General features: G+C 71.0%; 16 protein-coding genes and 1 pseudogene. 9 read left to right on the forward strand and 8 right to left on the reverse strand.

All coding sequences use genetic code 11. From position 1 onward, the window contains the following. Window positions 1-10 precede the first annotated feature (10 nt). The 7 genes and pseudogenes from purU to ACTWJ8_RS38025 all read right to left on the reverse strand — a co-directional run bounded on the left by purU (window position 11) and on the right by ACTWJ8_RS38025 (window position 9,585). A complete protein-coding gene (gene purU / locus ACTWJ8_RS37995) occupies window positions 11-889 on the reverse strand; it encodes a formyltetrahydrofolate deformylase (protein ID WP_356372392.1) in 879 nt (292 codons plus the stop codon). 13 nt (window positions 890-902) lie between these two features. Beyond that, a complete protein-coding gene (locus tag ACTWJ8_RS38000; protein WP_443262005.1) occupies window positions 903-2,282 on the reverse strand; it encodes an L-serine ammonia-lyase in 1,380 nt (459 codons plus the stop codon). Beyond that, window positions 2,282-2,869 (reverse strand): sarcosine oxidase subunit gamma, encoded by a 588-nt coding sequence (locus ACTWJ8_RS38005; RefSeq protein WP_443262006.1) that lies wholly within the window; start codon window positions 2,867-2,869, stop codon window positions 2,282-2,284. Before ACTWJ8_RS38005 ends, ACTWJ8_RS38000 begins: the two co-directional genes overlap by 1 nt. After that, window positions 2,859-5,977: pseudogene (locus ACTWJ8_RS38010) on the reverse strand (sarcosine oxidase subunit delta family protein). The gene ACTWJ8_RS38005 and the pseudogene ACTWJ8_RS38010 overlap by 11 nt, the downstream one beginning before the upstream one ends. 22 nt (window positions 5,978-5,999) lie before the next feature. Continuing rightward, window positions 6,000-7,226, reverse strand: coding sequence for a sarcosine oxidase subunit beta family protein (locus ACTWJ8_RS38015; protein WP_356372386.1), 1,227 nt, complete (start codon window positions 7,224-7,226; stop codon window positions 6,000-6,002). Further along, a complete protein-coding gene (gene glyA / locus ACTWJ8_RS38020; protein WP_443262007.1) occupies window positions 7,223-8,524 on the reverse strand; it encodes a serine hydroxymethyltransferase in 1,302 nt (433 codons plus the stop codon). The genes ACTWJ8_RS38015 and glyA overlap by 4 nt, the downstream gene beginning before the upstream one ends. Before the next feature lie 155 nt (window positions 8,525-8,679). Continuing rightward, the gene (locus tag ACTWJ8_RS38025; protein WP_443265117.1) at window positions 8,680-9,585 is read right to left on the reverse strand and encodes a LysR family transcriptional regulator; all 906 of its coding nucleotides are present in this window, start codon (window positions 9,583-9,585) and stop codon (window positions 8,680-8,682) included. Between the two features lie 167 nt (window positions 9,586-9,752). Between ACTWJ8_RS38025 and ACTWJ8_RS38030 the strand changes: the two genes are divergently transcribed. Continuing rightward, window positions 9,753-12,059 (forward strand): FdhF/YdeP family oxidoreductase, encoded by a 2,307-nt coding sequence (locus tag ACTWJ8_RS38030; RefSeq protein WP_356372382.1) that lies wholly within the window; start codon window positions 9,753-9,755, stop codon window positions 12,057-12,059. On the opposite strand, the gene ACTWJ8_RS38035 is transcribed toward ACTWJ8_RS38030, so the two are convergent. Next, window positions 12,047-12,844, reverse strand: coding sequence for an IclR family transcriptional regulator (locus tag ACTWJ8_RS38035; protein ID WP_443262008.1), 798 nt, complete (start codon window positions 12,842-12,844; stop codon window positions 12,047-12,049). The genes ACTWJ8_RS38030 and ACTWJ8_RS38035 overlap by 13 nt on opposite strands. A 303-nt stretch (window positions 12,845-13,147) precedes the next feature. On the opposite strand from ACTWJ8_RS38035, the gene ACTWJ8_RS38040 reads away from it, so the two are divergent. From ACTWJ8_RS38040 to ACTWJ8_RS38075, 8 genes are all read left to right on the forward strand, one after another. Further along, complete coding sequence (locus ACTWJ8_RS38040; RefSeq protein WP_443262009.1) at window positions 13,148-14,545, forward strand: MFS transporter; 1,398 nt, start codon at window positions 13,148-13,150, stop codon at window positions 14,543-14,545. A 304-nt stretch (window positions 14,546-14,849) separates the two neighbouring features. Beyond that, window positions 14,850-15,935: an S-(hydroxymethyl)mycothiol dehydrogenase gene (locus ACTWJ8_RS38045; protein WP_443262011.1), complete on the forward strand. Its 1,086-nt coding sequence runs from the start codon at window positions 14,850-14,852 to the stop codon at window positions 15,933-15,935. A 94-nt stretch (window positions 15,936-16,029) separates the two neighbouring features. Continuing rightward, on the forward strand, window positions 16,030-17,163 hold the full coding sequence (locus ACTWJ8_RS38050; RefSeq protein WP_356372375.1) for an aromatic ring-hydroxylating oxygenase subunit alpha: 1,134 nt from the start codon (window positions 16,030-16,032) through the stop codon (window positions 17,161-17,163). Between the two features lie 28 nt (window positions 17,164-17,191). Then, complete coding sequence (locus tag ACTWJ8_RS38055) at window positions 17,192-17,512, forward strand: bifunctional 3-phenylpropionate/cinnamic acid dioxygenase ferredoxin subunit (protein ID WP_443262012.1); 321 nt, start codon at window positions 17,192-17,194, stop codon at window positions 17,510-17,512. Further along, window positions 17,509-18,702: an NAD(P)/FAD-dependent oxidoreductase gene (locus tag ACTWJ8_RS38060; protein WP_443262013.1), complete on the forward strand. Its 1,194-nt coding sequence runs from the start codon at window positions 17,509-17,511 to the stop codon at window positions 18,700-18,702. Before ACTWJ8_RS38055 ends, ACTWJ8_RS38060 begins: the two co-directional genes overlap by 4 nt. Before the next feature lie 111 nt (window positions 18,703-18,813). Continuing rightward, on the forward strand, window positions 18,814-19,488 hold the full coding sequence (locus ACTWJ8_RS38065) for a GntR family transcriptional regulator (protein WP_356372369.1): 675 nt from the start codon (window positions 18,814-18,816) through the stop codon (window positions 19,486-19,488). 232 nt (window positions 19,489-19,720) lie between these two features. Then, entirely contained in the window at window positions 19,721-20,806 is a 1,086-nt protein-coding gene (locus tag ACTWJ8_RS38070) for an S-(hydroxymethyl)mycothiol dehydrogenase (RefSeq protein WP_443262014.1), read from the forward strand. 62 nt (window positions 20,807-20,868) lie between these two features. Next, a complete protein-coding gene (locus ACTWJ8_RS38075; protein ID WP_443262015.1) occupies window positions 20,869-23,328 on the forward strand; it encodes a GcvT family protein in 2,460 nt (819 codons plus the stop codon). Window positions 23,329-23,363: the final 35 nt, after the last annotated feature.

Here is a 23,363-nt window from a genome sequence, read left to right on the forward strand (position 1 = left end):
TCTGTCGGGCTCAGTTGAAGATGACCGTGCGGTTGCCGTGCAGCAGCACACGGCTCTGGCAGTGCCAGTTGACGGCACGGGCGAGTGCCAGGCGTTCCGCGTCGCGGCCGACGAGGACGAGTTCCTTCGCGCTCTGGCGGTGGTCCACCCGGATCACCTCCTGCTCGATGATCGGGCCCTCGTCCAGGTCCGCGGTGACGTAGTGGGCCGTCGCGCCGACCAGCTTCACGCCCCGCTGGTGCGCCTGGTGGTACGGCTTGGCGCCGGCGAAACTCGGCAGGAACGAGTGGTGGATGTTGATGGCCCGCCCTTCCAACGCCTTGCACAGGTCGTCGGAGAGGATCTGCATGTACCGGGCGAGCACCACCAGATCGATGGCGTGCTCGTCGACCAGGCGCAGAAGCCGCTCCTCGGCCGCCGCCTTGGTGTCACGGGTGACCGGCACGTGCACGAACTCCACGCCCGCCTGCTCGACCTGCTCGCGCAGATCCGGATGGTTGGACACGACGAGCGCGATGTCGCCGTCGAGGGTGCCGCTGCGCCACCGGTACAGCAGATCGGCGAGGCAGTGGTCGAACTTCGACACCATGACGAGGACGCGGGGCGTGGCCGCCGCGTCGCGCAGCCGCCAGTCCATGGCGTACGCCTCGGCCGTGGCGGCGAAGCTCTCCTCCAGGTGGGGCTGCCGAACCCCGGCGGGCGCGGTGAAGCTGGTGCGCAGGAACACGACGCCGTTGTCGGTGTCGTCGAACTGCTGGTGCTCGGTGATGTCGCAGCCCTCCCCGACCAGGAAGGCGGTGACGGCGTGCACGATGCCGGGGCGGGCCGGGCAGTTGAGGGTGAGGATGTACTGGTCGCTGTCGGTGCGTGCGCTGCGTGTGGTGGTCACGGCAGGTGTCTCCTCAGCATTCGACGACGTTGAGGGCGAGTCCGCCCCGCGCGGTCTCCTTGTACTTGTCCTTCATGTCGGCGCCGGTCTCGCGCATCGTCTTAATGGCCTTGTCGAGACTGACGTGGTGCCTGCCGTCGCCGTGCACGGCCATCCGGGCGGCCGTGATCGCCTTGAGCGCGGCGACGGCGTTGCGCTCGATACAGGGGATCTGGACGAGGCCGCCCACCGGGTCGCAGGTCAGGCCGAGATTGTGCTCGATGCCGATCTCCGCGGCGTTCTCCACCTGTTCGGGAGTGCCGCCCAGGACCTCCGCGAGGCCGGCCGCCGCCATCGAGCAGGCCGAACCGACCTCGCCCTGACAGCCGACCTCGGCGCCGGAGATCGACGCGTTCTCCTTGAACAGGACGCCGACCGCGCCCGCGGTGAGCAGGAAGCGCACCATCGCGTCGGGCGTCGTGTCACTTCCGAACCGCTCGACGTAGTGCAGCACCGCCGGGATGATGCCCGCCGCGCCATTGGTCGGCGCGGTGACGACCCGGCCGCCCGCCGCGTTCTCCTCGTTGACGGCGAGGGCGTACAGCGTCACCCACTCCATCGCGTACAGCGAGTCGGTCTCCGCGGTGTCCTGCGCCGCCTCCAGCTTCTCCTTGAGCGCGGCCGCCCGACGGCGCACCTTCAGGCCGCCGGGCAGCGTGCCCTGCGCCGCGCAGCCGGCCCGCACGCACTCCCGCATGACCGACCAGATGTGCAGGAGCCCGGTGCGCACCGCTTCCTCGCTGCGCCAGGACAGCTCGTTGGCCATCATGATCGAGCTGATCGGGAGCCCGGTGTCACGGGTGTGGGAGAGGAGTTCCTCGGCGGTCGTGAACGGATAGCGCACGGGGGTGCGGTCGGGCACGATCCGCGGGCCGTGCGCCTCGTCCTCGTCGAGGACGAACCCGCCGCCCACCGAGTAGTACGTACGACGGGACAGACTCGCCCCGTCCGCGCCCCACGCCTCGAACGTCATCGCATTCGAGTGGAACTCCAGGCGCTTGTTCCGGTGCAGGACGACGTCGGTGTCGAGGGCGAGGGGGACGGGCTGCTTGTCGAGGAGGCGCAGCTCACCGGTCTCGCCGACCCGCGCCTCGAGCGGGCCCGCCAGGGTCGGGTCGACCGTCTCCGGCGCGTGTCCCTCCAGGCCGAGCAGGACCGCCTTGACGCTGCCGTGCCCGTGCCCGGTGGCGCCGAGCGAGCCGAACAGCTCGGCGCGGACCCGCCGGGCGCGGGAAAGCAGCCCGTCCCGCTCCAGTGCCCGGGCGAAGGTGAGCGCCGCGCGCATCGGGCCGACCGTGTGCGAACTGGAGGGCCCGATGCCGACCTTGAACAGGTCGAAGACGCTGATGCTCATCAAGGGGCCCCTGCGTACTCGGTGCAGGCGTCGGCGAGCCACGCCCCGACGTACCCGGCGAACGACGACCTGACCAGCAGCCAGACCGCCCGCGGACCCGCCTCGCGGACCACGAGCGTGACACCGGCCTGCGCGAGCAGCGTGGTGTGACAGGCGCCCGCGTCGGCCCGGCCCGGCGCGAGATCGAGGGCGCACCCCTGCGCCAGGATCTCCGGGAGCAGCGGCCCGGACAGGGCGAGCACGGTGCGCTGCGCGGAGGTGTCGGTGACGGTGGCGAACTCCTCGCCGAACGCGGACCGCAGCCCGGCCGTCAGCTCGTCGGCGCGCCCGGCGGGGGCCACGAGGAGCCATTCGTCGGGGCCGAGCCACAGCGCCTTGATCTCGGCGTCCAGGTGGGCGCGGCAGGCGCCCGGGAGCGCGTACCCGAGGTACTCCTCGACGGCGGCGGCAGCCGCGCTGCCCGGTGTCACCCGCAGCGTGAGCTGGGTCAGGAACGGGAGCTCGCGGGCGCTCAGCCCTTCCGGGAGCCGCGGGTCCCAGCCGGCGAGCGGACTGATCCGTACGGGGGAGTGGGTGTCAGCCGTCACGGCGGGCTCCCTCCTTGTCGAAGAGGACGGGTTCGGCGACGGTCACCGGGACGGTGGTGCCGTCGAGCGGGACGTAGAGGGTCTCGCCGACGCGTTCGGCGCCGGAGCGCACGAGGGCCAGGGCGAACGTGCGCTGAAGGGCGTCGCTGCGGTAGCTGGAGGTGACATGGCCGAGCATCGGGACCGGCGGCGCGGGCACCGTCTCGGTGGCGATGATCTGCGCGCCCTCCGGGAGCAGGGTGTGCTCGTCTGCGGGCAGCAGGGCCACCAGCTGCTTGCGGTCGGGCCGCTGGTTCTCGGCGCGGGCGAAGGAGCGCTTGCCGACGAAGTCCGGCTTCTTCTTGGAGATCACCCAGTTCATGCCGAGGTCCTGCGGGGTGACCGTGCCGTCGGTGTCCTGCCCGATGATCGGGTACGCCTTCTCGGCACGCAGCACGTGCATCGTCTCGGTGCCGTACGGGGTGAGGCCGAGCGGCTGCCCGGCGTCGTACAGCGCCTCCCAGACATGCGTGCCGTACCAGGCCGGCACGTTGACCTCGTAGGCGAGCTCGCCGGAGAAGCTGATCCGGCACACCCGGGCCTCGACGCCCGCGATGACGGTGTCGCGCCAGCTCATGAACGGGAACGCCTCGTTCGAGACGTCGAGGTCGTCGTCGACGACGGCCGCGAGCACCTCCCGCGAGCGCGGCCCGACGAGCGGGATCGTCGCCCAGTGCTCGGTCACGGACGTGAGGTGGACGCGCAGCTCGGGCCACTCGGTCTGGAGCCACTCCTCCATCCACTCCAGGACCTTGGCTGCGTTGCCGGTGGTCGTGGTCACCAGGAACTCGTTGTCGGAGACGCGGATGACCGTGCCGTCGTCGATGGCCATGCCGTCGACACCGCACATCACGCCGTAGCGGATCCGGCCCGGCTTCAGGTTGGCCATCATGTTCGTGTAGAGCCGGTTGAGCAGTTCGCCCGCGTCCGGCCCCTGCACGCTGATCTTGCCGAGCGTCGAGCCGTCCATCATGGCCACGCCGTTGCGCGCCGCGCGGCACTCGCGCCGCACCGCGTCGTCCATCGTCTCGCCGGGCAGCGGGTAGTACCAGGGCCGCTTCCACTGGCCGACGTCCTCGAACAGCGCGCCGTGCGCCTCGTGCCAGGCGTGCAGCGCGGTCACCCGCACCGGGTCGAACAGCTCGCCCCGGTTGCGGCCCGCGAACGCCGCGAACGCGATGGGCTGCACCGGCGGCCGGAAGCTCGTGGTGCCCAGGTCCGCGACATCGGTGCCGAGCGCCTCGGCGACGATGCCCGAGGTGAGGATCCCGGACGTACGGCCCTGGTCGTGCGCCGTGCCGATGGTGGTGTACCGCTTGACGTGCTCGACGGAGCGCAGCCCGGCGCCCGTGGCCCGGAAGACGTCGCTGACCAGCGCGTCACGCTGGAGGTCGACGAACTGGGCCGTGCCGTCCGCGCCGTCCCGCGGGCTCGGCACCCGCCACAGCGCGACGACCGGCGAGGGCAGTTCCGTCGCGGCGGCCGGGACACCGACCGGGGTGACCGGGACACCGAGCGCATCGAGGGCCGCGGCCGTCGCGGCGATGCCGCCGCCCAGGCACTCCCCGAGCGTGCGCAGACCGTCCGCCGCGCCCGCCGTGCGGACGGTGGACAGCGCCCCGGCCGGCACGAACGTGGCGAGCCCCGCGTCGTAGCGCAGCGTGCCGCGCGCCTGGCTGAACAGGGCGACGGTCGGGTTCCAGCCCCCGGAGACGAGCAGCACGTCGCAGTCCACTCCGTGCCTCCGGGCCCCGCCCTTGGACCGCTCGGCGATGTGCACGCGCGAGAGGCGGTCGACCCCGCTGGTCCCGGTGACGACGTGGTCGCGGTGGAGCGGGATGCCGCGCTCGGCGAGCGCCCCGGCGATCCGCTCGGGCACGGTGGGCCGGGCGTCGACGACGGCCGCGAACTCCACGCCCGCGTCGGCCAGTTCGAGCACCGCGTCGTACGCCGAGTCGTTCGTCGTGAAGACCGTGGCGCGGCGGCCGACGAGCACGCCGTACCGGTTGAGGTACGTGCGGGCCGCGGAGGCCAGCATGATGCCGGGGCGGTCGTTGTCGTCGAAGGCGATCGGCCGCTCGGTGGCCCCGGTCGCGTGCACGACCTGCTGGGCCCTGATGCGCCACACCCGCTGGCGCGACACATGGCGCGGGGCGGCGGCGCCCAGGTGGTCGGTGCGCTTCTCCAGGGCGAGGACGAGGTTGTCGTCGTAGTGGCCGAACGCGGTGGTGCGGGTCAGGACGGTGACGTTCCCGGAGGCGGCGAGCCGCTCGCTCGCCGCGTCGACCCACTCCTGCGCGGGCCGCCCGTCGATGGTCTCCCGCGTGCCGAGGAGGCTGCCGCCCAGCTCCGGGGCGCTGTCGACGAGGACGACGCGCACCCCGGCATCGGACGCGGCGAGCGCCGCCGCGATGCCGGCCGGGCCCGCGCCGACGATCAGCAGCTCGGCGTGCAGGTGCCGGGCGTCGTAGCGGGCCGTGTCAGGCTCGCTCGCGAGCTGCCCCTGGCCGCCGAGGCCGCGCGCCACGAGCCCGTCGTACAGCTCGACGGTCGTCGCGGTCAGCATCGGCTCGGGGAACGGCGCCTCGATCTGCACGAGCGCGTTGGGTTCCTCGACGCCGGCGGCCATGATGCCGCGCGGGCGCCCGTACTTGATGCTCGTCGCGACGCGGTGCACACCGTTGGCCAGGAGCGCGGAGGCGAGCGTGTCACCGGCGTGCCCGGTGTACCGCGTCCCGTCGAAGGTGAAGTCGAGCGTGGTGGCGCGGTCGACGCGCCCGTACGCGTCGGACGTGGTGCGGAAGGGAGTGGTCATGAGGTCGCCTCCACGGACAGGAACTCGTACGTCACCGTGTCGCGCACGGCGTTGAACCAGCGGCGGCAGCCCGCCGTGTGCGCCCACCGCTCGGCGAACGGGCCCTTGGGGTTGTCGCGGAAGAACACGTACTGGGCCCACTGCTCGTCGTCGAGCGCGTGCGGGTCGGCGGGGTGCTCGACGTGTGCCTGGCCGCCGTAGTGGAACTCGGTCTCCTCGCGCGGCCCGCACCAGGGGCAGGGAATCAACTGCATGTGAACGGTCTCCTCCGGGTGCTCAGTGCGCGACGGCCGCGGCGCCGTGCTCGTCGACGAGGGCGCCGGTCGTGAACCGGTCGAGGGTGAACGGCGCGTTGGTGTCATGGGGTTCGCCGGTCGCGATGGTGTGCGCGTACGCCCAGCCGACGCCCGGCGTCGCCTTGAAACCGCCGGTGCCCCAGCCGCAGTTGAGGTACAGGTCCTCGACGGGGGTGAGCCCGACGATCGGGGAGGCGTCCGGGGTGGTGTCGACGATGCCGCCCCAGGTGCGCAGCATGTGGGCGCGGGCGAACACCGGGAACAGCTCGAGGGCCGCCGCCATCTGCCGCTCGATGATGTGGAAGGCGCCGCGCTGCCCGTAGCCGTTGTAGCTGTCGATGCCGGCGCCCATGACGAGTTCGCCCTTGTGCGCCTGGGACACGTACACGTGCACGGCGTTGGACATCACGACGGTCGGGTGCACGGGTTCCAGGAGTTCCGAGACGAGGGCCTGGAGCGGGTGGCTCTGGATCGGCAGCCGCAGGCCCACCATCTGCGCGAGCACGGAAGTGTGTCCCGCCGCCGCGAGCGCCACCTTCCCGGCGGCGATCCGGCCCCGCGTGGTCCGGACGCCGGTGACCCGGCCCCCGGTCACGTCGATGCCGGTGACCTCGCAGTTCTGGATGAGGTCGATGCCGTACGCGTCGCAGCGGCGGGCAAAGCCCCATGCCACGTAGTCGTGCTTGGCGATGCCCGCGCGCGGCTGGTAGGTGGCGCCGTGCACCGGATAGCGCACGTCCGGGCTGGTGTTGACGATCGGGCACACCTTGGCGACCTCGTCCGGCTCAAGCCACTCGGCGTCGATGCCGTTCAACTGGTTCGCGTAGACACGGCGCTTGCTGTCGCGGACGTCCTGGAGGTTGTGCGCGAGGTTGAGGACGCCGCGCTGGCTGAACAGGATCGGGTAGTCGAGGTCCTGCTCCAGGGTCTCCCACAGCTTGAGGGAGCTCTCGTAGATGCCGGAGCTCTCGTCCCACAGGTAGTTGGAGCGGATGATGGTGGTGTTGCGGGCCATGTTCCCGCCGGCCAGCCACCCCTTCTCCAGGACCGCGATGTTCGTGATGCCGTGGTTCTTGGCGAGGTAGTACGCGGTCGCCAGGCCGTGGCCGCCGCCGCCCACGATCACCACGTCGTAGGACTTCTTCGGGTCGGCGTTGCGCCACAGGAAGTCGGGGTGGTCGGGCAGGGCGTCGCCGGGAGTCGTCATCGCCGGCCTCCTTCTTCCTGGGTGGTGGCTGCCAAGGTGGGGTAGAGGGGGAAGCGCTCGGTGAGCGCGGTGACCCGCTTGCGCAGGCCGGTCGCCGTCTCGTCGTCGAAGCCGGGCAGGAACGCGGTGGCGACGATGTCGGCGACCTCGGTGAACTCGGCGGCGCCGAAGCCGCGCGCGGCGAGCGCGGGCGTGCCGATCCGGACTCCGGAGGAGACCATCGGCGGGCGCGGGTCGTTGGGGACCGCGTTGCGGTTCACGGTGATGCCGATGCGGTGCAGGCGGTCCTCCGCCTGCTGTCCGTCGAGGTCGGAGTGGCGCAGGTCGACGAGGACGAGGTGGACGTCCGTGCCCCCGGTCAGGACGTCGATCCCGGCGGCCCGCGCGTCGTCCCGCAGCAGCCGGTCGGCGAGGATCCGCGCGCCCTCCAGGGTGCGGCGCTGCCGGTCGGCGAACTCCGGCTCGGCGGCCAGCTTGAACGCCACCGCCTTCGCCGCGATCACATGCTCGAGCGGGCCGCCCTGCTGACCGGGGAACACCGCCGAGTTGATCTTCTTGGCGAGCTCGGCCGTCGACAGGATCACGCCGCCGCGCGGACCGCCGAGCGTCTTGTGCGTGGTCGTGGTGACGATGTGGGCGTGCGGCACGGGGGAGGGGTGCAGGCCCGCGGCGACCAGGCCCGCGAAGTGCGCCATGTCGACCATCAGATACGCGCCGACCTCGTCGCTGATCCGCCGGAACGCCGCGAAGTCCAGGTGCCTCGGGTACGCCGACCAGCCCGCGATGATCAGCTTCGGCCGGTGCTCGCGGGCGAGGCGGGCGACCTCCTCCATGTCGACGCGGTGGTCGTCCGGGTCCACGTGGTAGGCGACCACGTTGTAGAGCCGGCCCGAGAAGTTGATGCGCATGCCGTGCGTGAGGTGGCCGCCGTGCGCGAGGTCGAGGCCGAGGATGGTGTCGCCCGGCTTGAGGAGGGCGGCCATCGCTGCGGCGTTGGCCTGCGCGCCCGAGTGCGGCTGCACGTTGGCGGCCTCGGCGCCGAAGAGGGCCTTGATCCGGTCGATGGCCAGCTGCTCGATGACGTCGGCGTGCTCGCAGCCGCCGTAGTAGCGGCGGCCCGGGTACCCCTCGGCGTACTTGTTGGTGAGGACCGAGCCCTGGGCCTGCATCACGGCGAGCGGGGCGAAGTTCTCGCTGGCGATCATCTCCAGGGTGTCGCGCTGCCGGGACAGCTCCGCGTCGAGGGCGGCGGCCACGTCCGGGTCGGCGGCGGCCAGGTCGCGTGCGTCGGGGGTCATGAGGACTCCTTGAAAACCGACTGGTGACGCTCTGATATATCAGCGGCGGGTCGTCGTCACGGTAGCCACGCGTTCAGGCGCGCGTCAATGGTGTACGGAGGACGAAACCCGGGGGTAACCGCCGCGTGGAAGCGGCGAGTTGCGACAGCCGCCGCTCAGCCCGGCAGCACGTCCAGAACGGTGTGCATCCGCGAGGCCCGCGCCAGGTCCGCGAGCGCCTGCTCCATCACCGACAGCGGCTCACGGGGCGGCAGCAGCAGACCGATCCGGGCGCTGCGCCGCGGACCCATCAGCGGCACCGCCTCCATCCCGGCCGGGATGCCGAAGACGTGCAGCCAGGTGTGCGGGATGATGCTCGACCACTGCCCCGTGCGCACATGCGCGATCAGCGAGGCGAGCGAGTCCGTCTCCACACGCGGCGCCACGGCGAGCGACAGCTCCGCGAACACGTCGTCCAGGACCCGGCGCCCCAGCATCCGCGGATGCAGCAGACACAGCGGCAGCGCCGCCGCCTCCGCCCAGCTGATCTCCTGCGCCGCCCGCCCCGGATCCTCCTGCGTGAGCACCACATAGCGCTCCCGGTACAGCGGCACGAACGGCAGATCCAGGCTCCTGCTGTGGTACGAGACCGCCCCGTGCAGCTCAAAGGCGCGCAGCCTGCGCACGATGTCGTCGCCCTGCAGATCCGCCTGCACGTTCACCGTGGTGTGCGGATTCGCCGCGCAGAACGGCTGGGTCAGCAGCGCCACCGCGCCGACCGCCGTGGGCACCGCGCCGAGGCGCAGCTCGCCGCTCAGCCCCTCGCGCAGCGCCGCGAGCCCCGCCTCCATGGCGTCACGGTCGGCGAGCATCCGGCGCGCCCACAGCACGACCTGCTCGCCCTCGGCCGTCAGACCCTCGAAGCGCCGGCCGCGCCGCACCAGCGGCACCCCCAGCTCCGTCTCCAGCTTGCGGATGCCCTCCGACAGCGTGGGCTGCGAGACGTAGCACTGCTCGGCGGCCTTCGCGAAGTGACCGGCGTTGGTGAGCGCGACCAGGTATTCGAGCTGGCGCAGGAGCACGGTCCCACCCCCTTCACGGCCGACTTCGGTGGACATGTCCCGCGCATGATCGTAGCTGCCTATCAACGATCGGACTTTCCGCTTTGACCGCGCGCCGAGAGCGGACGAATGCTGGGCGCCGGGGGCGTGCCGGCTCCCGTCGAGTCGGAAACACAGAGGTGATGGGCGTGCGCGCCGTCGAAGAGCCCGAAGAGGATCTTTCCCTGAGCAAGCCGAAGACCTGGGCCACCGGAGCGCCCGCGGTCGCCCACGCCCTCCAGTACGCCCTGAGCCAGACCTCGCCCAAGCGCACCGCCCTCACCCTGCTCAACATCAACCAGGACGGCGGCATCGACTGCCCCGGCTGCGCCTGGCCGGAGGGCGCCCCGGACAAGCGGCACCGCAACGAGTACTGCGAGAACGGCGCCAAGCACATCGCCGACGAGGCCACCACGCGCCGCGTCACCCGTGAGTTCTTCGCCGAGCACCCCGTCAGCGAACTCGCCGAGCGCTCCGACTACTGGCTCAACCAGCAGGGCCGGCTGACCGAACCCATGGTCAAGCGGCCCGACAGCGACCACTACGAGCCGATCGGCTGGGACGAGGCCATCGGCCTGCTCGCCGACGAGCTGAACGGGCTCGACGACCCCGACGAGGCGCTGTTCTACACCTCGGGGCGGCTCGCCAACGAGCCCGCGTTCCTGCTCCAGCTCTTCGCCCGCGCCTTCGGCACCAACAACCTGCCCGACTGCTCCAACCTCTGCCACGAGTCCAGCGGCTCGGCCCTCAACGAGACACTGGGCATCGGCAAGGGCAGCGTCAGCCTCGACGACCTGCACAACAGCGACCTGGTGTTCGTCGTCGGCCAGAACCCCGGCACCAACCACCCCCGCATGCTCACCGCCCTGGAGGAGACCAAGCGGCGCGGCGGACAGATCGTCGCCGTCAACCCGCTGCCCGAGGCGGGGCTGCTGCGCTTCAAGCACCCGCAGAAGGCGCGCGGCGTCATCGGCAGGGGCACCGAGATCGCCGACCAGTTCCTCCAGATCAGGCCCGGCGGCGACCTCGCCCTGTTCCAGGCGCTCAACCTGCTGCTCCTGGAGGCCGAGGACAAGGCGCCCGGCACGGTCCTCGACCGCGCGTTCATCGACGCCCACACCTCGGGCTTCGAGGTCTTCACGGACAACATCCGCGACCTCGACTGGGCCGAGGTCCTCAAGGCCACGGGCCTCACCCGCGAGGAGATCGAACAGGTCCACCAGCGAGTGCTCGGCGCCGAGAAGATCATCGTGTGCTGGGCGATGGGCCTCACGCAGCACAAGCACGGCGTCCCCACCATCCGCGAGGTCGTCAACTTCCTGATGCTGCGCGGAAACATCGGCCGCCCCGGCGCCGGCGTCTGCCCCGTGCGCGGCCACAGCAATGTGCAGGGCGACCGCACGATGGGCGTGTGGGAGCGGATGCCGCAGTCGTTCCTCGACGCCCTGGAGAAGGAATTCGACTTCACCCCGCCCACCAAGCACGGCGTCGACGCCGTCGACGCGATTCGCGCCATGCGCGACGGGCGGGCCCATGTGTTCGTGGGCGTCGCGGGCAATTTCGTACGGGCCACGCCGGACAGCGACGTGACCGAACAGGCCCTGCGCAATTGCCGGTTGACCGCGCACATCTCCACGAAGCTGAATCGCTCGCACGCCGTCTGCGGCAGGACCGCGCTGATTCTCCCCACGCTCGGCCGCAGCGACCGCGACATTCAGGCGGGCGGTGAGCAGTTCATGACGGTCGAGGACTCGATGAGCGACGTGCACGCCACCCGCGGGCGCCTCGCGCCCGCCTCACCCGCGCTCCTGAGCGAGGTGTCCATCATCAGCCGCCTCGCCCGCAGGACCCTGGGGGAGCGGCACGACATCGCCTGGCAGGCGTTCGAGAACGACTACGACACCATCCGCGAGCACATCGCGAACGTGGTGCCCGGATTCGACGACTTCAACCGGCGCGTGCGCGAACCGGGCGGCTTCAACCTGCCCAACCCCGTCAACAAGCGCGTCTTCCAGACGGCGAGCGGCACCGCCGTCTTCACCGCCAACACCTTCACCGGGCTCACCGCGCCGCCCGGCCACCTGATCCTCCAGACGCTGCGCTCGCACGACCAGTGGAACACCATTCCGTACGCGATGGACGACCGCTACCGCGGCATCAAGGGCGCGCGCCGCGTCGTCCTGGCCAACGCCCAGGACCTCGACGAGCTCGGCGTCCCCGAGGGCAGCCTGGTCGACCTGGTCAGCGTGTGGACCGACGGCAGCGAGCGCCGGGCGCCGGCGTTCCGTGTCGTCGGCTATCCGACGCCCCGTGGCTCCGCGGCCGCCTACTACCCGGAGACGAACGTGCTCGTCCCGCTGGACAGCGTCGCCGAGAGCAGCAACACCCCCACGTCCAAGGCCGTCATCGTCCGCATGGAACCGGCCGAGGGGGAGGCCGCCGCTCAGTCCAGGTAACCCATCTTGCGGCTGATGTCGGCCGCGCTGCGCAGCAGCGTGGGGGAGAGCTCGTGCATCCGCTCCTCGGTGAACCGGTAGGCGGGACCCGAGGCGCTGATCGCGGCGATGACCTCCCCCTGGGAATTCCTGATCGGCGCCGCCATTCCGTGCAGCCCGATCTCCAATTCCTCCAGCGTCACCGCATATCCGCGCTCCAGGGTCTGCGCGAGATCCGTCTCGAGTTTTCCCTTCGCGGTGAGGGTGTGCGGTGTCATCTTCTTCATGTGGGAAGCCGCGAGCATTTCCGCGCGCTTCTGCTCCGGCACATGAGCGAGGAGTACCTTTCCGCTCGATGTGGCATGCATCGGGGTGAGCTGGCCGACCCAATTGTGCGTGCTGACGGCCATCGGGCCGCGTACCTGGAGCACGTTCACCGCGTAATGTTCCTGCAGTATCGCGATGTTGACGGCCTCGCCGAATTCCTCCGCGAGCTGTTCGCAGAAGGGCCGGGCCTGCTGTGTGACGTCGAAATTGTCGGTGACCGAGCTGGCCAGGCGTACGATGCCGAAACCGATGCGGTACTTGCCCCGGTCGCCGGACTGCTCGACCAAGTCGCGCGCCTCCAGGGCGCCCAGCAGACGGAAGGCCGTCGACTTGTGCACGTCGATTTCCGCGGCGATCTCACTGACCCCCGCTTCCCCGCGCCGGGCGAGAATCTCCAGAACGCTCACGGCACGGTCGACGGACTGCACTCCGGTGCTCGACGAGCCCGTTGTCTCACTGTCTGCGTCATGCTTTCTCATGGCGCGACTATAGGCGCTGTTCGCGGGCCGACGGCAGGGCGATGCGGAAGCGGATCTTCGACCTCATCTGCGTGCTCGTCTCGACAATCGAGGACTTCTGAATTCGGGCATACAGAACCCGTATTGCCAGTCCTGCTACCCGGGGTCACCCGAGTCATGCGTCCCCGTACGACGTCTTGACGCGGACACGCGAGGGCATGTTCTGTTGCGCGGTGAGCGATGCGTTCCTCAGAGCGCAACCGAGTGATCTTCTGCGCGTGACGCTGCCGCGCGGTCCTCAGTCCCCCACTCCCGGGAGGTCCGATGTCCATCCGTGCCGTCGACGAGGCGCCACTGAACCGGTTCCATCGAAAACTCACCTGGGCCTGCGCAGGCGGCCCGTTCCTTGACGGCTATCTCCTCAGCATCATCGGCGTCGCCCTGGCCGGCATGAAGGGCGAACTCGACCTGACCACCGGCGAACTGAGCCTCATCGGCACCTCCGCCCTCGTCGGCATCTTCGTCGGCGGCCTCTTCTTCGGCGCGGTCACCGACAAGCTCGGCCGCGAGGTGATGTACACGATCGACCTCGGGGTCCTGGTGGCCGGATCCGTGCTCTCCCTGTTCGCCACCGAGGCCTGGCAGTTCGTCGTCCTGCGGTTCGTCATCGGCGTCGCCGTCGGCGCGGACTACCCGATCGCCACGTCCCTGCTGGCCGAATGGGCGCCCAGCAAACACCGCGGCCGGCTCCTCGGCATCCTCATCCTGGCCTGGTACATCGGCGCCGCGGCCGCCTACGTCGTCGGCTACGCGCTCGCGGAGCTCGGCGGCGCCGAGGCCTGGCGCTGGATGCTCGGCTCCAGCGCCGTGGTGAGCGTCGCGGTGCTCCTGCTGCGCGTGGGCACCCCCGAGTCGCCGCTGTGGCTGGTGAACAAGGGGCGTACGGAACAGGCCCAGGAGACCGTCGAGAAGGTGCTGGGGCGGCGCGTCGCGATCGAGGAACTCATGGCGGCCTCGGCCGCCGAACAGCGCGTGGACAGCCGCTTCCGCACCCTGTTCCGCGGCGTGTACCTGCGCCGCACGCTCTTCTGCGGGATCTTCTACCTCTGCCAGATCACGCCCATGTTCGCGCTCTACACCTTCGGGCCCACCATCCTCGGCGCGTTCGGGCTCGCGGAGGGCAACACCGGCAATCTCGGTTCGGCGCTCATCAGCATCGTCTTCGTACTGGGATGTCTGCCCGCCCTGCGCCTCGTCGACCGGGTCGGGCGCCGGCCCATCATGATCTGGTCGTTCGTCCTGATGGCGATCCCGCTGGCCGTGCTCGGCGGCGGCACCGCCCTGCCCGTCGCCGTCGTGATCCTGTGCTTCTGCGCCTATGCCCTGGCCTCCGGCGGCCCCACCGTCCTGGAGTGGACGTACCCCAACGAGCTGTTCCCCACGTCGATCCGCGCCACCGCGGGCGGCGTCGCCACGTCGATCAGCCGTGTCGGGGCCGCGGTGGGCACCTATCTGCTGCCCATGTCGCTGGACTCGCTCGGCACCGGACCCACCATGCTGATCGGCGCCGGCATCACGCTCGTGGGATGGCTTGTTTCGCTCGCCTGGGCCGAGGAGACGCTCGGCAAGGGCCTCGCCGAGACGAGCGCGGACCCGACCGCGACGGCGGCCGGCGGCGGAGCCGACAAGCCGCTGCGCAGGGGGGATTTCGAACACTCCTGAACCGCGGGGTAACAACCACTCCAACTCCCGTGCCCCGCACTGTAGTTGGCGCCGATCGCGCGGCGTCATCGAACAGTGCGGGGCACGGGTTTTTCGTGTGACGCGACAGTTCTCAGATTCCTCTTGACACGCGCCGTCGACGGAGACGACAGTTTGGGCGTTGCGTAGAACGCGTCAAGGTTCTTCATGCGCAACAGAGTTCGGTGCTTCAACCAGATCTTCAAAGCTCCCTTCGGCTCTTCTGCCTCCCTCAACAGACTCCCGGGTCCCCGTGCCCGGCCGTCCCGCAGCAAGGAGCTCAACCGTGACTCACGAGGTACGCGCAGTGGTCGCCCGCAAGCAGGGCGCCCCCGTCTCCGTCGAGACGATCCTGGTCCCGGAGCCCGGACCGGGGGAGGCGCTCGTCCAGGTGCGGGCCTGCGGCGTCTGCCACACCGATCTGCACTACCGGGAGGGCGGGATCGGCGACGACTTCCCGTTCCTGCTCGGACACGAGGCCGCGGGCGTCGTCGAAGCCGTCGGCGACGGGGTCACCGACGTGGCGCCGGGCGACTTCGTCATCCTCAACTGGCGGGCCGTGTGCGGCGACTGCCGGGCCTGCCGGCGCGGCCGCCCCTGGTACTGCTTCGACACGCGCAACGCCACGCAGCCCATGACCCTCCTCGACGGCACGCCGCTCTCGCCCGCCCTGGGCATCGGCGCCTTCGCCGAGAAGACCCTGGTCGCGGCGGGGCAGTGCACCAAGGTCGACCGCTCCGCACCGGCCGCCGCCGCGGGCCTGCTCGGCTGCGGCGTCATGGCGGGCTTCGGCGCCGCCGTCAACACCGGAGGGGTCGGCCGGGGCGACTCGGTGGCCGTCATCGGCTGCGGCGGCGTCGGCATCGCGGCGATCGCCGGGGCGAAGGTGGCGGGCGCCGCCCGGATCATCGCCGTCGACATCGACGAGCGGAAGCTGGCGAAGGCCGAGCGGTTCGGCGCCACGGACACCGTCGACTCGTCGCGGACCGATCCCGTCGAGGCGGTCCGCTCCCTCACCGGCGGCTTCGGCGCGGACGTCGTCGTGGAGGCGGTCGGCCGCCCCGAGACCTACCAGCAGGCCTTCTACGCCCGCGACCTGGCGGGCACCGTGGTCCTCGTCGGCGTGCCCACGCCCGACATGAAGCTCGAGCTGCCGCTCGCCGACGTCTTCGGCCGCGGCGGCGCCCTCAAGTCCTCCTGGTACGGGGACTGCCTGCCCTCCCGAGACTTCCCGGCCCTCATCGACCTCTACCTCCAGGGTCGCTTCGACCTCGGTGCGTTCGTCAGCGAGGAGATCGGCCTCGACGAGGTCGAGTCCGCCTTCGACGCCATGCGCCGCGGAGACGTACTGCGCTCAGTGGTGACGCTGTGAGCGCGGGGGCCCGCCCGGCCCCCACACCACGCACAACTCGCATCGCTTCGGCACCTGCCGCATGTCCGTACGACATCTACCGAGGTGACATCTGATGAGCACCACCAGCCTGCCCCCGAGCCTGATCTCCACCCTCCCCGGCGACTACTACACCGACCCCCAGATCTTCGCGCGGGAGCAGGAGCACATCTTCGAGTCCATGTGGTTCTGCGTGAGCCGCGCGGCCGACCTCGCCAAGCCCGGCAGCTTCCGTACCTACCAGGTCGGCCGGGAGAGCGTCCTCGTCTCGCGCTCCCGCGACGGCTCGATCCGCGCCTTCCTCAACATCTGCCGGCACCGAGGCGCCAAGCTGTGCACCGAGGAGTCCGGCGAGGTCCGGCGCAACTTCCAGTGCCCGTACCACGCCTGGACCTATGGCCTCGACGGCAAGCTCGTCGCCGCGCCGAACCTCACCTCGATGCCCGACATCGACCGCACCGAGTACGGCCTGGTCACCGTGCACGTGCGGGAATGGCTCGGATATGTGTGGGTCAGCCTCGCCGAGCAGCCGCCGTCCTTCGAGGACGAGGTGATCGGCGCGGTGACCGAGCGCCTCGGTGGCGCCGACGCGATCGAGAACTACGCGGTCGAGGGCCTCGACCTGGGTCGGCGCATCACGTACGACGTCAAGGCCAACTGGAAGCTCATCATCGAGAACTTCATGGAGTGCTACCACTGCGCGACCATCCACCCCGAACTCACCGAGGTGCTCCCTGAGTTCAAGGACGGTCTCGCGGCCCAGTACTTCGTCGGCCACGGCGCCGAGTTCGCGGAGGAGGCCCAGGGCTTCACCGTCGACGGGTCCGAGGGCCTGGACCGGATCCCCTCGGTCGGCGAGGACCAGGACCGCCGCTACTACGCCATCACCGTGCGGCCCCAGGTCTTCATCAACCTGGTGCCCGACCACGTCATCCTGCACCGGATGTACCCGCTCGCCCACGACCGCACGATCGTCGAGTGCGACTGGCTGTACCTGCCGCACGTCGTCGACGGCGGTCGAGATGTCGAGCACTCCGTCGAACTGTTCCACCGCGTCAACCAGCAGGACTTCGACGCCTGCGAACGGACCCAGCCCACGATGAGCTCGCGCGCCTACGCCAAGGGCGGCGTCCTCGTCCCGAGCGAACACCACATCGGAGAGTTCCATGCCTGGCTCCAGGCCAGGCTCGGCACACAGCACGCCAACTGACCATCCATTTGTTCTCCGGAGGTTCCCCATGATCCCGGTGTGCCGCATCGAAGATCTGCCCCCTGGCGAGTCGATCCGCGTGACCGAGAACGTGGCCGCGCCCGTCGCAGTGTTCAACGCGGACGGCACCGTGTACGCCATCGACGACACCTGCACCCACCAGGACGCCTCGCTCGCCGACGGCTTCCTCGAGGGCTGCTTCGTCGAATGCCCCCTGCACGAGGCGTCGTTCGACCTGCGCAACGGCCGCCCGACCTGCCCGCCCGCCAAGACGCCCGTCCGCACCCACCAGGTCACCGTCGAGGACGGCCAGATCCTGCTTCACGTCACAGTTGGGGAGCCCGCATGAAGCACATCACCGTGGTCGGAGCCTCGCTCGCCGGCCTCAGCGCGGTCCGCTCGCTGCGCGCCGAGGGCTACGACGGAGGGATCACCGTCGTGGGCGAGGAAATGCACCGGCCCTACGACCGACCGCCGCTGTCCAAGGCCTTCCTCAAGGGCGACGTCACCGCCGACGCCCTCGCCCTCGGGGACACCGAGGAGTACGAGGACCTGGCCGTCGAATGGGAGCTCGGCGAGCGCGCCGTGCACCTGGACTGCTTCAACACCGAGGTCATCCTCGGCAACGGACGCCGGATCGAGACCGACGGCGTCGTGGTCGCCACCGGCTCCACCGCCCGCCGGCTGCCCGGCACCGAGGGCACCGCCGGAGTGCACACCCTGCGCACCCTGGACGACGCCTGGGCCCTGCGCACCGAGCTGGTGAGCGGCCTCTCCCGGATGGTGGTCATCGGCGCCGGATTCATCGGCGCCGAGGTCGCCGCCACCGCCCACCACCTGGGCCTCGACGTCACCGTCGTCGAGGCGCTCGACACCCCGCTGGAGCGCCAACTGGGCGCCGAGATGGGCCGCCTGTGCGCCTCCCTGCACACCGACCACGGCGTCCGCCTGCTGTGCGGAACCGGCGTGGCGGGCCTGGAGACCGGCGGCGGCCGCGTCACCGGGGTGCGGCTCACCGACGGACGGCGGCTGCCCGCCGACATCGTGCTCGTCGGCGTCGGCGCCCGCCCCGTCGACGACTGGCTCGCCGACTCCGGTGTGTGGGTGGACAACGGCGTGGTGTGCGACGCCGGCGGCGCCTCCAGCGTCCCGAACGTCGTCGCCGTCGGAGACGTGGCACGCCGCCCGCACCCCTTCACCGGCCGCCACGCCCGCATCGAGCACTGGTCGAACGCGACGGAGTCGGCCGCCACCGCGGCCCGCACCCTGCTCACCGGCGAACCCGCCATCCCGCGGGCCACCCCGCCGTCCTTCTGGTCCGACCAGTACGACGTCCGGATCCAGCTCGCGGGCGTCGTGAACCCCGGCGCCCAACTGGAACTCGTCGAGGGCTCCTACGAGGACCGCTCCTTCGCCGCCCTCTACAAGGAGGACGGCGTGCCCACGGCGGTCCTCGCCATGAACCGCTCGAAGATCTTCAACCGGCTCCGCAGGACCCTCGTCCCCGCCACGGAGAGGATCGCGCCCGCCGCCGTCTGACGGGCCAGCCACCATGTCCTCGCCTCTCCCGCCGTGCCGCACCCCTGATATATCAATGCGTGGATGCGGTACGGTGAGCTCCCATCGCGGACACGTCACGGGAGGGGCGAGATGGCATCTGTGCCTGCCGCCGAAGGCCGGTCGCCCGGCGCGACCCTGGCCGACCAGGCGTACCAGGAAATCACGGACCGGCTCGTCACCCTGCAGATCCGCCCCGGCGAACCCGTCCACGACGGCCGGCTCGCCGCCGACCTCGGCCTCGGCCGCACCCCGGTCCGCGAGGCCCTCAAGCGCCTGGAGATCGAGCGGCTCATCGTCGCCTACCCCCGGCGCGGCACCTTCGCCACCGAAGTACAGATCGCCGACCTCGGCCACATCTCCGAGGTCCGGCAGGAGCTCGAACCCCTCGCCGCCGCGCGGGCAAGCAAGCGGGCCACCGCGGCGGACCGGGAGCGGCTGCGCGCCCTGCTCGACCGCGTCGAGGAGGAGTCGCAGTCCACGCCCGAGCACGGCGAGATCGGCCTGCTCCGGCTCGACATGGCGGTGCACCGCGCCGTCTACGCGCTCACCTACAACCCGTACCTCGAAGCCACCCTCGTCAACTACGACAACCTCGCCACCCGGATCTGGTGCCTGTTCATCGACCGCCTCGCCGGCCTCGAACAGCACGTCCACGAGCACGGGCAGCTGCTCAGGGCGGTCATCGAGGGTGACGAGGCCAAGGCGTCCGCCGTGGCCGCCGAGCACGTGGAGAACTTCGAGCGGGCGATCCGCTCGATCATCTGACCCCACCGGGAGCCCGTCCGGGCACCCTCAACCGCGGGGAACGCGGGGCCCATTGACGGCCGGCGGACGCCGGTTCTACTGTGCCGATCACCGGCATCGCTGGTATATCAATCACGCTCCATTGCTGTGTCACCCACATGTGCAGACGCGGCCGTCCCTCCCGCAGCGGACGGCCCGAGCTTCTCCCGAACGCCACAAGCCCCCTCGACGGGCCGCTGCTCGGAGGATCCCCATGCCCCACCAGGTCAAGGCCGTCGTCGCCCGCGCGGCGGGCGCCCCGGCGAGCCTCGAGACCGTCACCGTGCCCGACCCGGGCCCCGGCGAGGCCCTCGTGAACATCCAGGCCTGCGGCGTGTGCCACACGGACCTGCACTACCTCCAGGGCGGCATCGGCACCGAGTACCCCTTCCTCCTCGGCCACGAGGCGGCGGGCGTGATCGAGTCCGTCGGCGAAGGCGTCACCGGTCTCGACGAGGGCGACTTCGTCGTCCTCAACTGGCGTGCCGTGTGCGGAAGGTGCCGCTCCTGTCGGCGCGGGCGGCCCTGGTACTGCTTCGACAGCCTCGGCGCCACGCAGTCCGCGACCCTGGACGACGGCACCCCGCTCGTCGCCGCCCTCGGCATCGGCGCCTTCGCCGAGAAGACCCTCGTCGCCGCCGGACAGTGCACCAAGGTCAACGCGGCGGCGCCCGCCGCTGCCGCGGGACTCCTCGGCTGCGGCGTCATGGCGGGCTTCGGCGCCGCCGTGCACACCGGAGGCGTCCGGCGCGGCGCCTCCGTCGCCGTCATCGGCTGCGGCGGCGTCGGCATGGCGGCCCTCGCGGGCGCCGCGCACGCAGGCGCCACCCGCGTCATCGCCGTCGACATCGACGCCCGCAAGCTCGACCAAGCCCACCGCTTCGGCGCCACCCACACCGTCGACTCCACCACCACCGACCCCGTCCAGGCCGTCCGCGACCTCACCGGAGGACACGGCGCCGACGTCGTCGTCGACGCGGTCGGCACCCCCGAGACGTACCGGCAGGGCTTCTACGCCCGCGACCTCGCCGGCACCCTCGTCCTCGTCGGCGTCCCTACCGCCGACCGCACCGTCCAACTGCCCCTCCTCGACGTCTTCGGACGCGGCGGCGCGCGCAAGTCCTCCTGGTACGGGGACTGCCTGCCCTCCCGCGACTTCCCGCACCTCGTCGACCTCCACCTCCAGGGCCGGTTCGACCTGGACCGGTTCGTGAGCGAGACCATCGATCTCACCGATGTCCAGGGCGCCTTCGACCGGATGAGCCGCGGCGAAGTGCTGCGCTCGGTCGTCCGCCTGTGACCGCACCGCACCCGACCCGCCCTCGTCACCTGCGCGCACCCGTGAAATCCGGAGGACCCACAATGACCTCGCAGTCTTCGCAGCCCAAGGTGGTCATCATCGGAGCCGGCATCGTCGGCTGCTCCCTCAGCGACGAACTCACCGCCCTCGGCTGGACGGACGTCACCGTCCTCGAGCAGGGTCCCCTCTTCGCGACCGGCGGATCCAGCTCGCACGCCCCCGGACTCGTCTTCCAGACCAGCCCCTCCAAGACCATGACCGAGTTCGCCCGCTACACCGTCGAGAAGACTTCCGCCCTCGACCTCGACGGCGACTGGTGCTACCGGCAGGTCGGCGGCCTGGAGATCGCCACCACCAGCGAACGCCTCGCCGAACTCGAGCGCAGGCACGGCTGGCTCACGTCCTGGGGCGTCGAGAGCCACCTCCTCAGCCCCGAGGAGTCCGCGAAGCTGCACCCGCTGCTCGACCCCGGCGCCATCCTCGGCGGTTACCACATCCCCAGCGACGGACTCGCCAAGGCGCTGCGCATCGGCGAGGCCCAGGCCCGCCGCGCCATCGCCCGAGGCGCCACCTTCCTCGGCCACCACACCGTCACCGACATCGAGACGTCGGGCGGCGCCGTCAGCGCCGTCGTCACCGACCGCGGCACCTTCCCCGCCGACATCGTGGTGTCCTGCGCCGGATTCTGGGGCCCCCGCATCGGCCGCATGGTCGGCCAGGACGTACCGCTCATCCCCATGGGCCACCAGTACGCCACCACCACACCGCTCACCGAACTCAAGGGCCGCAACAGCGTCTCGGACGAGGCGAACCTGCCGATCCTGCGCAACCAGGACGCCGGCCTCTACTACCGCGAACTCGTCGACCGCATCGGCATCGGCTCGTACGCCCACCGCCCCATGCCGCTGTCGCCCGACGACGTCCTGCACCCCGCCGACAGCCCCGACCAGCCGTCCAAACTCGACTTCACCAAGGCCGACTTCGAGGGCGCCTGGACCGACTCCCGCACCCTGCTGCCCGCCCTCAGGGACACCGAGATCGCCGACGGCTTCAACGGCCTGTTCTCCTTCACCGTCGACGGCATGCCGCTCATCGGCGAGTCCCCGACGGTGTCGGGCTTCTGGCTCGCCGAGGCGGTCTGGGTGACCCACTCCGCGGGCGTCGCGCGGGCCGTCGCCCAGTGGATGGTCCAGGGCCGCCCCGGCATCGACGTGCACGGCTGCGACGTCAACCGCTTCGAGGACGTGCAGCTCGCGCCCGACTACGTGCACGAGCGCAGCTGCCAGAGCTTCTCCGAGGTGTACGACATCATCCACCCGCTCCAGCCGCCGAACCGCCCCCGCCCGCTGCGCGTCAGCCCCTTCCACGTACGCCAGCGGGAGCTCGGGGCCGTGTTCCTGGAGGGCGCGGGCTGGGAGCGGCCGCACTGGTACGAGGCCAACGCCGATCTGCCCGAGGTGGCCCGGATCGGCGAACGCGGCGAGTGGGCCTCGCAGTTCTGGTCGCCCGTCGCGGGCGCGGAGGCGCTGGTCACCCGCGAGCGCGTGGCGCTGTACGACATGACACCCCTCAAGCGCCTGGAGGTCACGGGACCGAACGCCCTCGCGTTCCTCCAGGGCCTCACCACCAACCAGCTCGACAAGCCCGTCGGCGCGGTCACGTACACCCTGCTGCTCGACGAGGCGGGCGGCGTGCTCAGCGACCTCACCGTCGCCCGGCTCGCCGACGACCGCTTCCAGATCGGCGCCAACAGCAACCTCGACCTCGTCTGGCTGCGCCGCCACCTGCCCGCCGACGGCACCGTGCAGGTCCGGGACATCACCGCAGGCACCTGCTGCATAGGTGTGTGGGGTCCGCTCGCCCGCGACCTCGTGCAACCCCTCACCGACGCCGACTTCTCGCACGAGAACTTCGGCTACTTCAAGGCGAAGCAGGCCTACATCGGCGACGTCCCGGTCACCGCGATGCGCCTCTCCTACGTCGGCGAACTCGGCTGGGAGCTCTACACCACCGCCGACCTCGGCCTGCGCCTGTGGGACACGCTCTGGAAGGCGGGCCAGGAGCACGGGGTGATCGCGGCGGGCCGCAGCGCCTTCAACTCCCTGCGCCTGGAGAAGGGTTACCGGGCCTGGGGCCACGACATGACCAACGAGCACAACCCGTACGAGGCCGGGGTCGGCTTCGCCGTCCGCAAGAAGAAGGGCGACTACCTCGGCCTCGACGCGATCCGCGACGTCACCAAGGACACCGTCACCCGCCGCCTCACCGCCCTGCTCATCGAGGACGACCGCTCGGTCGTCATGGGCCACGAGCCGGTGTACGTCGACGGGACGCCCTGCGGCTACGTCACCAGCGCCGCGTACGGCTACACCCTCGGCCGCCCGATCGCCTACGCGTGGCTCCCCGCCGAACACGCCGACCCCGGCACCCGCGTCGAGATCGGCTACTTCGGCGACCGGGTCCCGGCCGTCACCGCGACCGAGCCCCTCTTCGACCCGGACATGACCCGCATCCGCCGCTGACACCCCGCCGCGGAGGCGTGAGACGGCCCGGCAGC

The sequence above is a fragment of the Streptomyces sp. SDT5-1 genome (assembly GCF_052245995.1).
Taxonomy (GTDB): domain Bacteria; phylum Actinomycetota; class Actinomycetes; order Streptomycetales; family Streptomycetaceae; genus Streptomyces.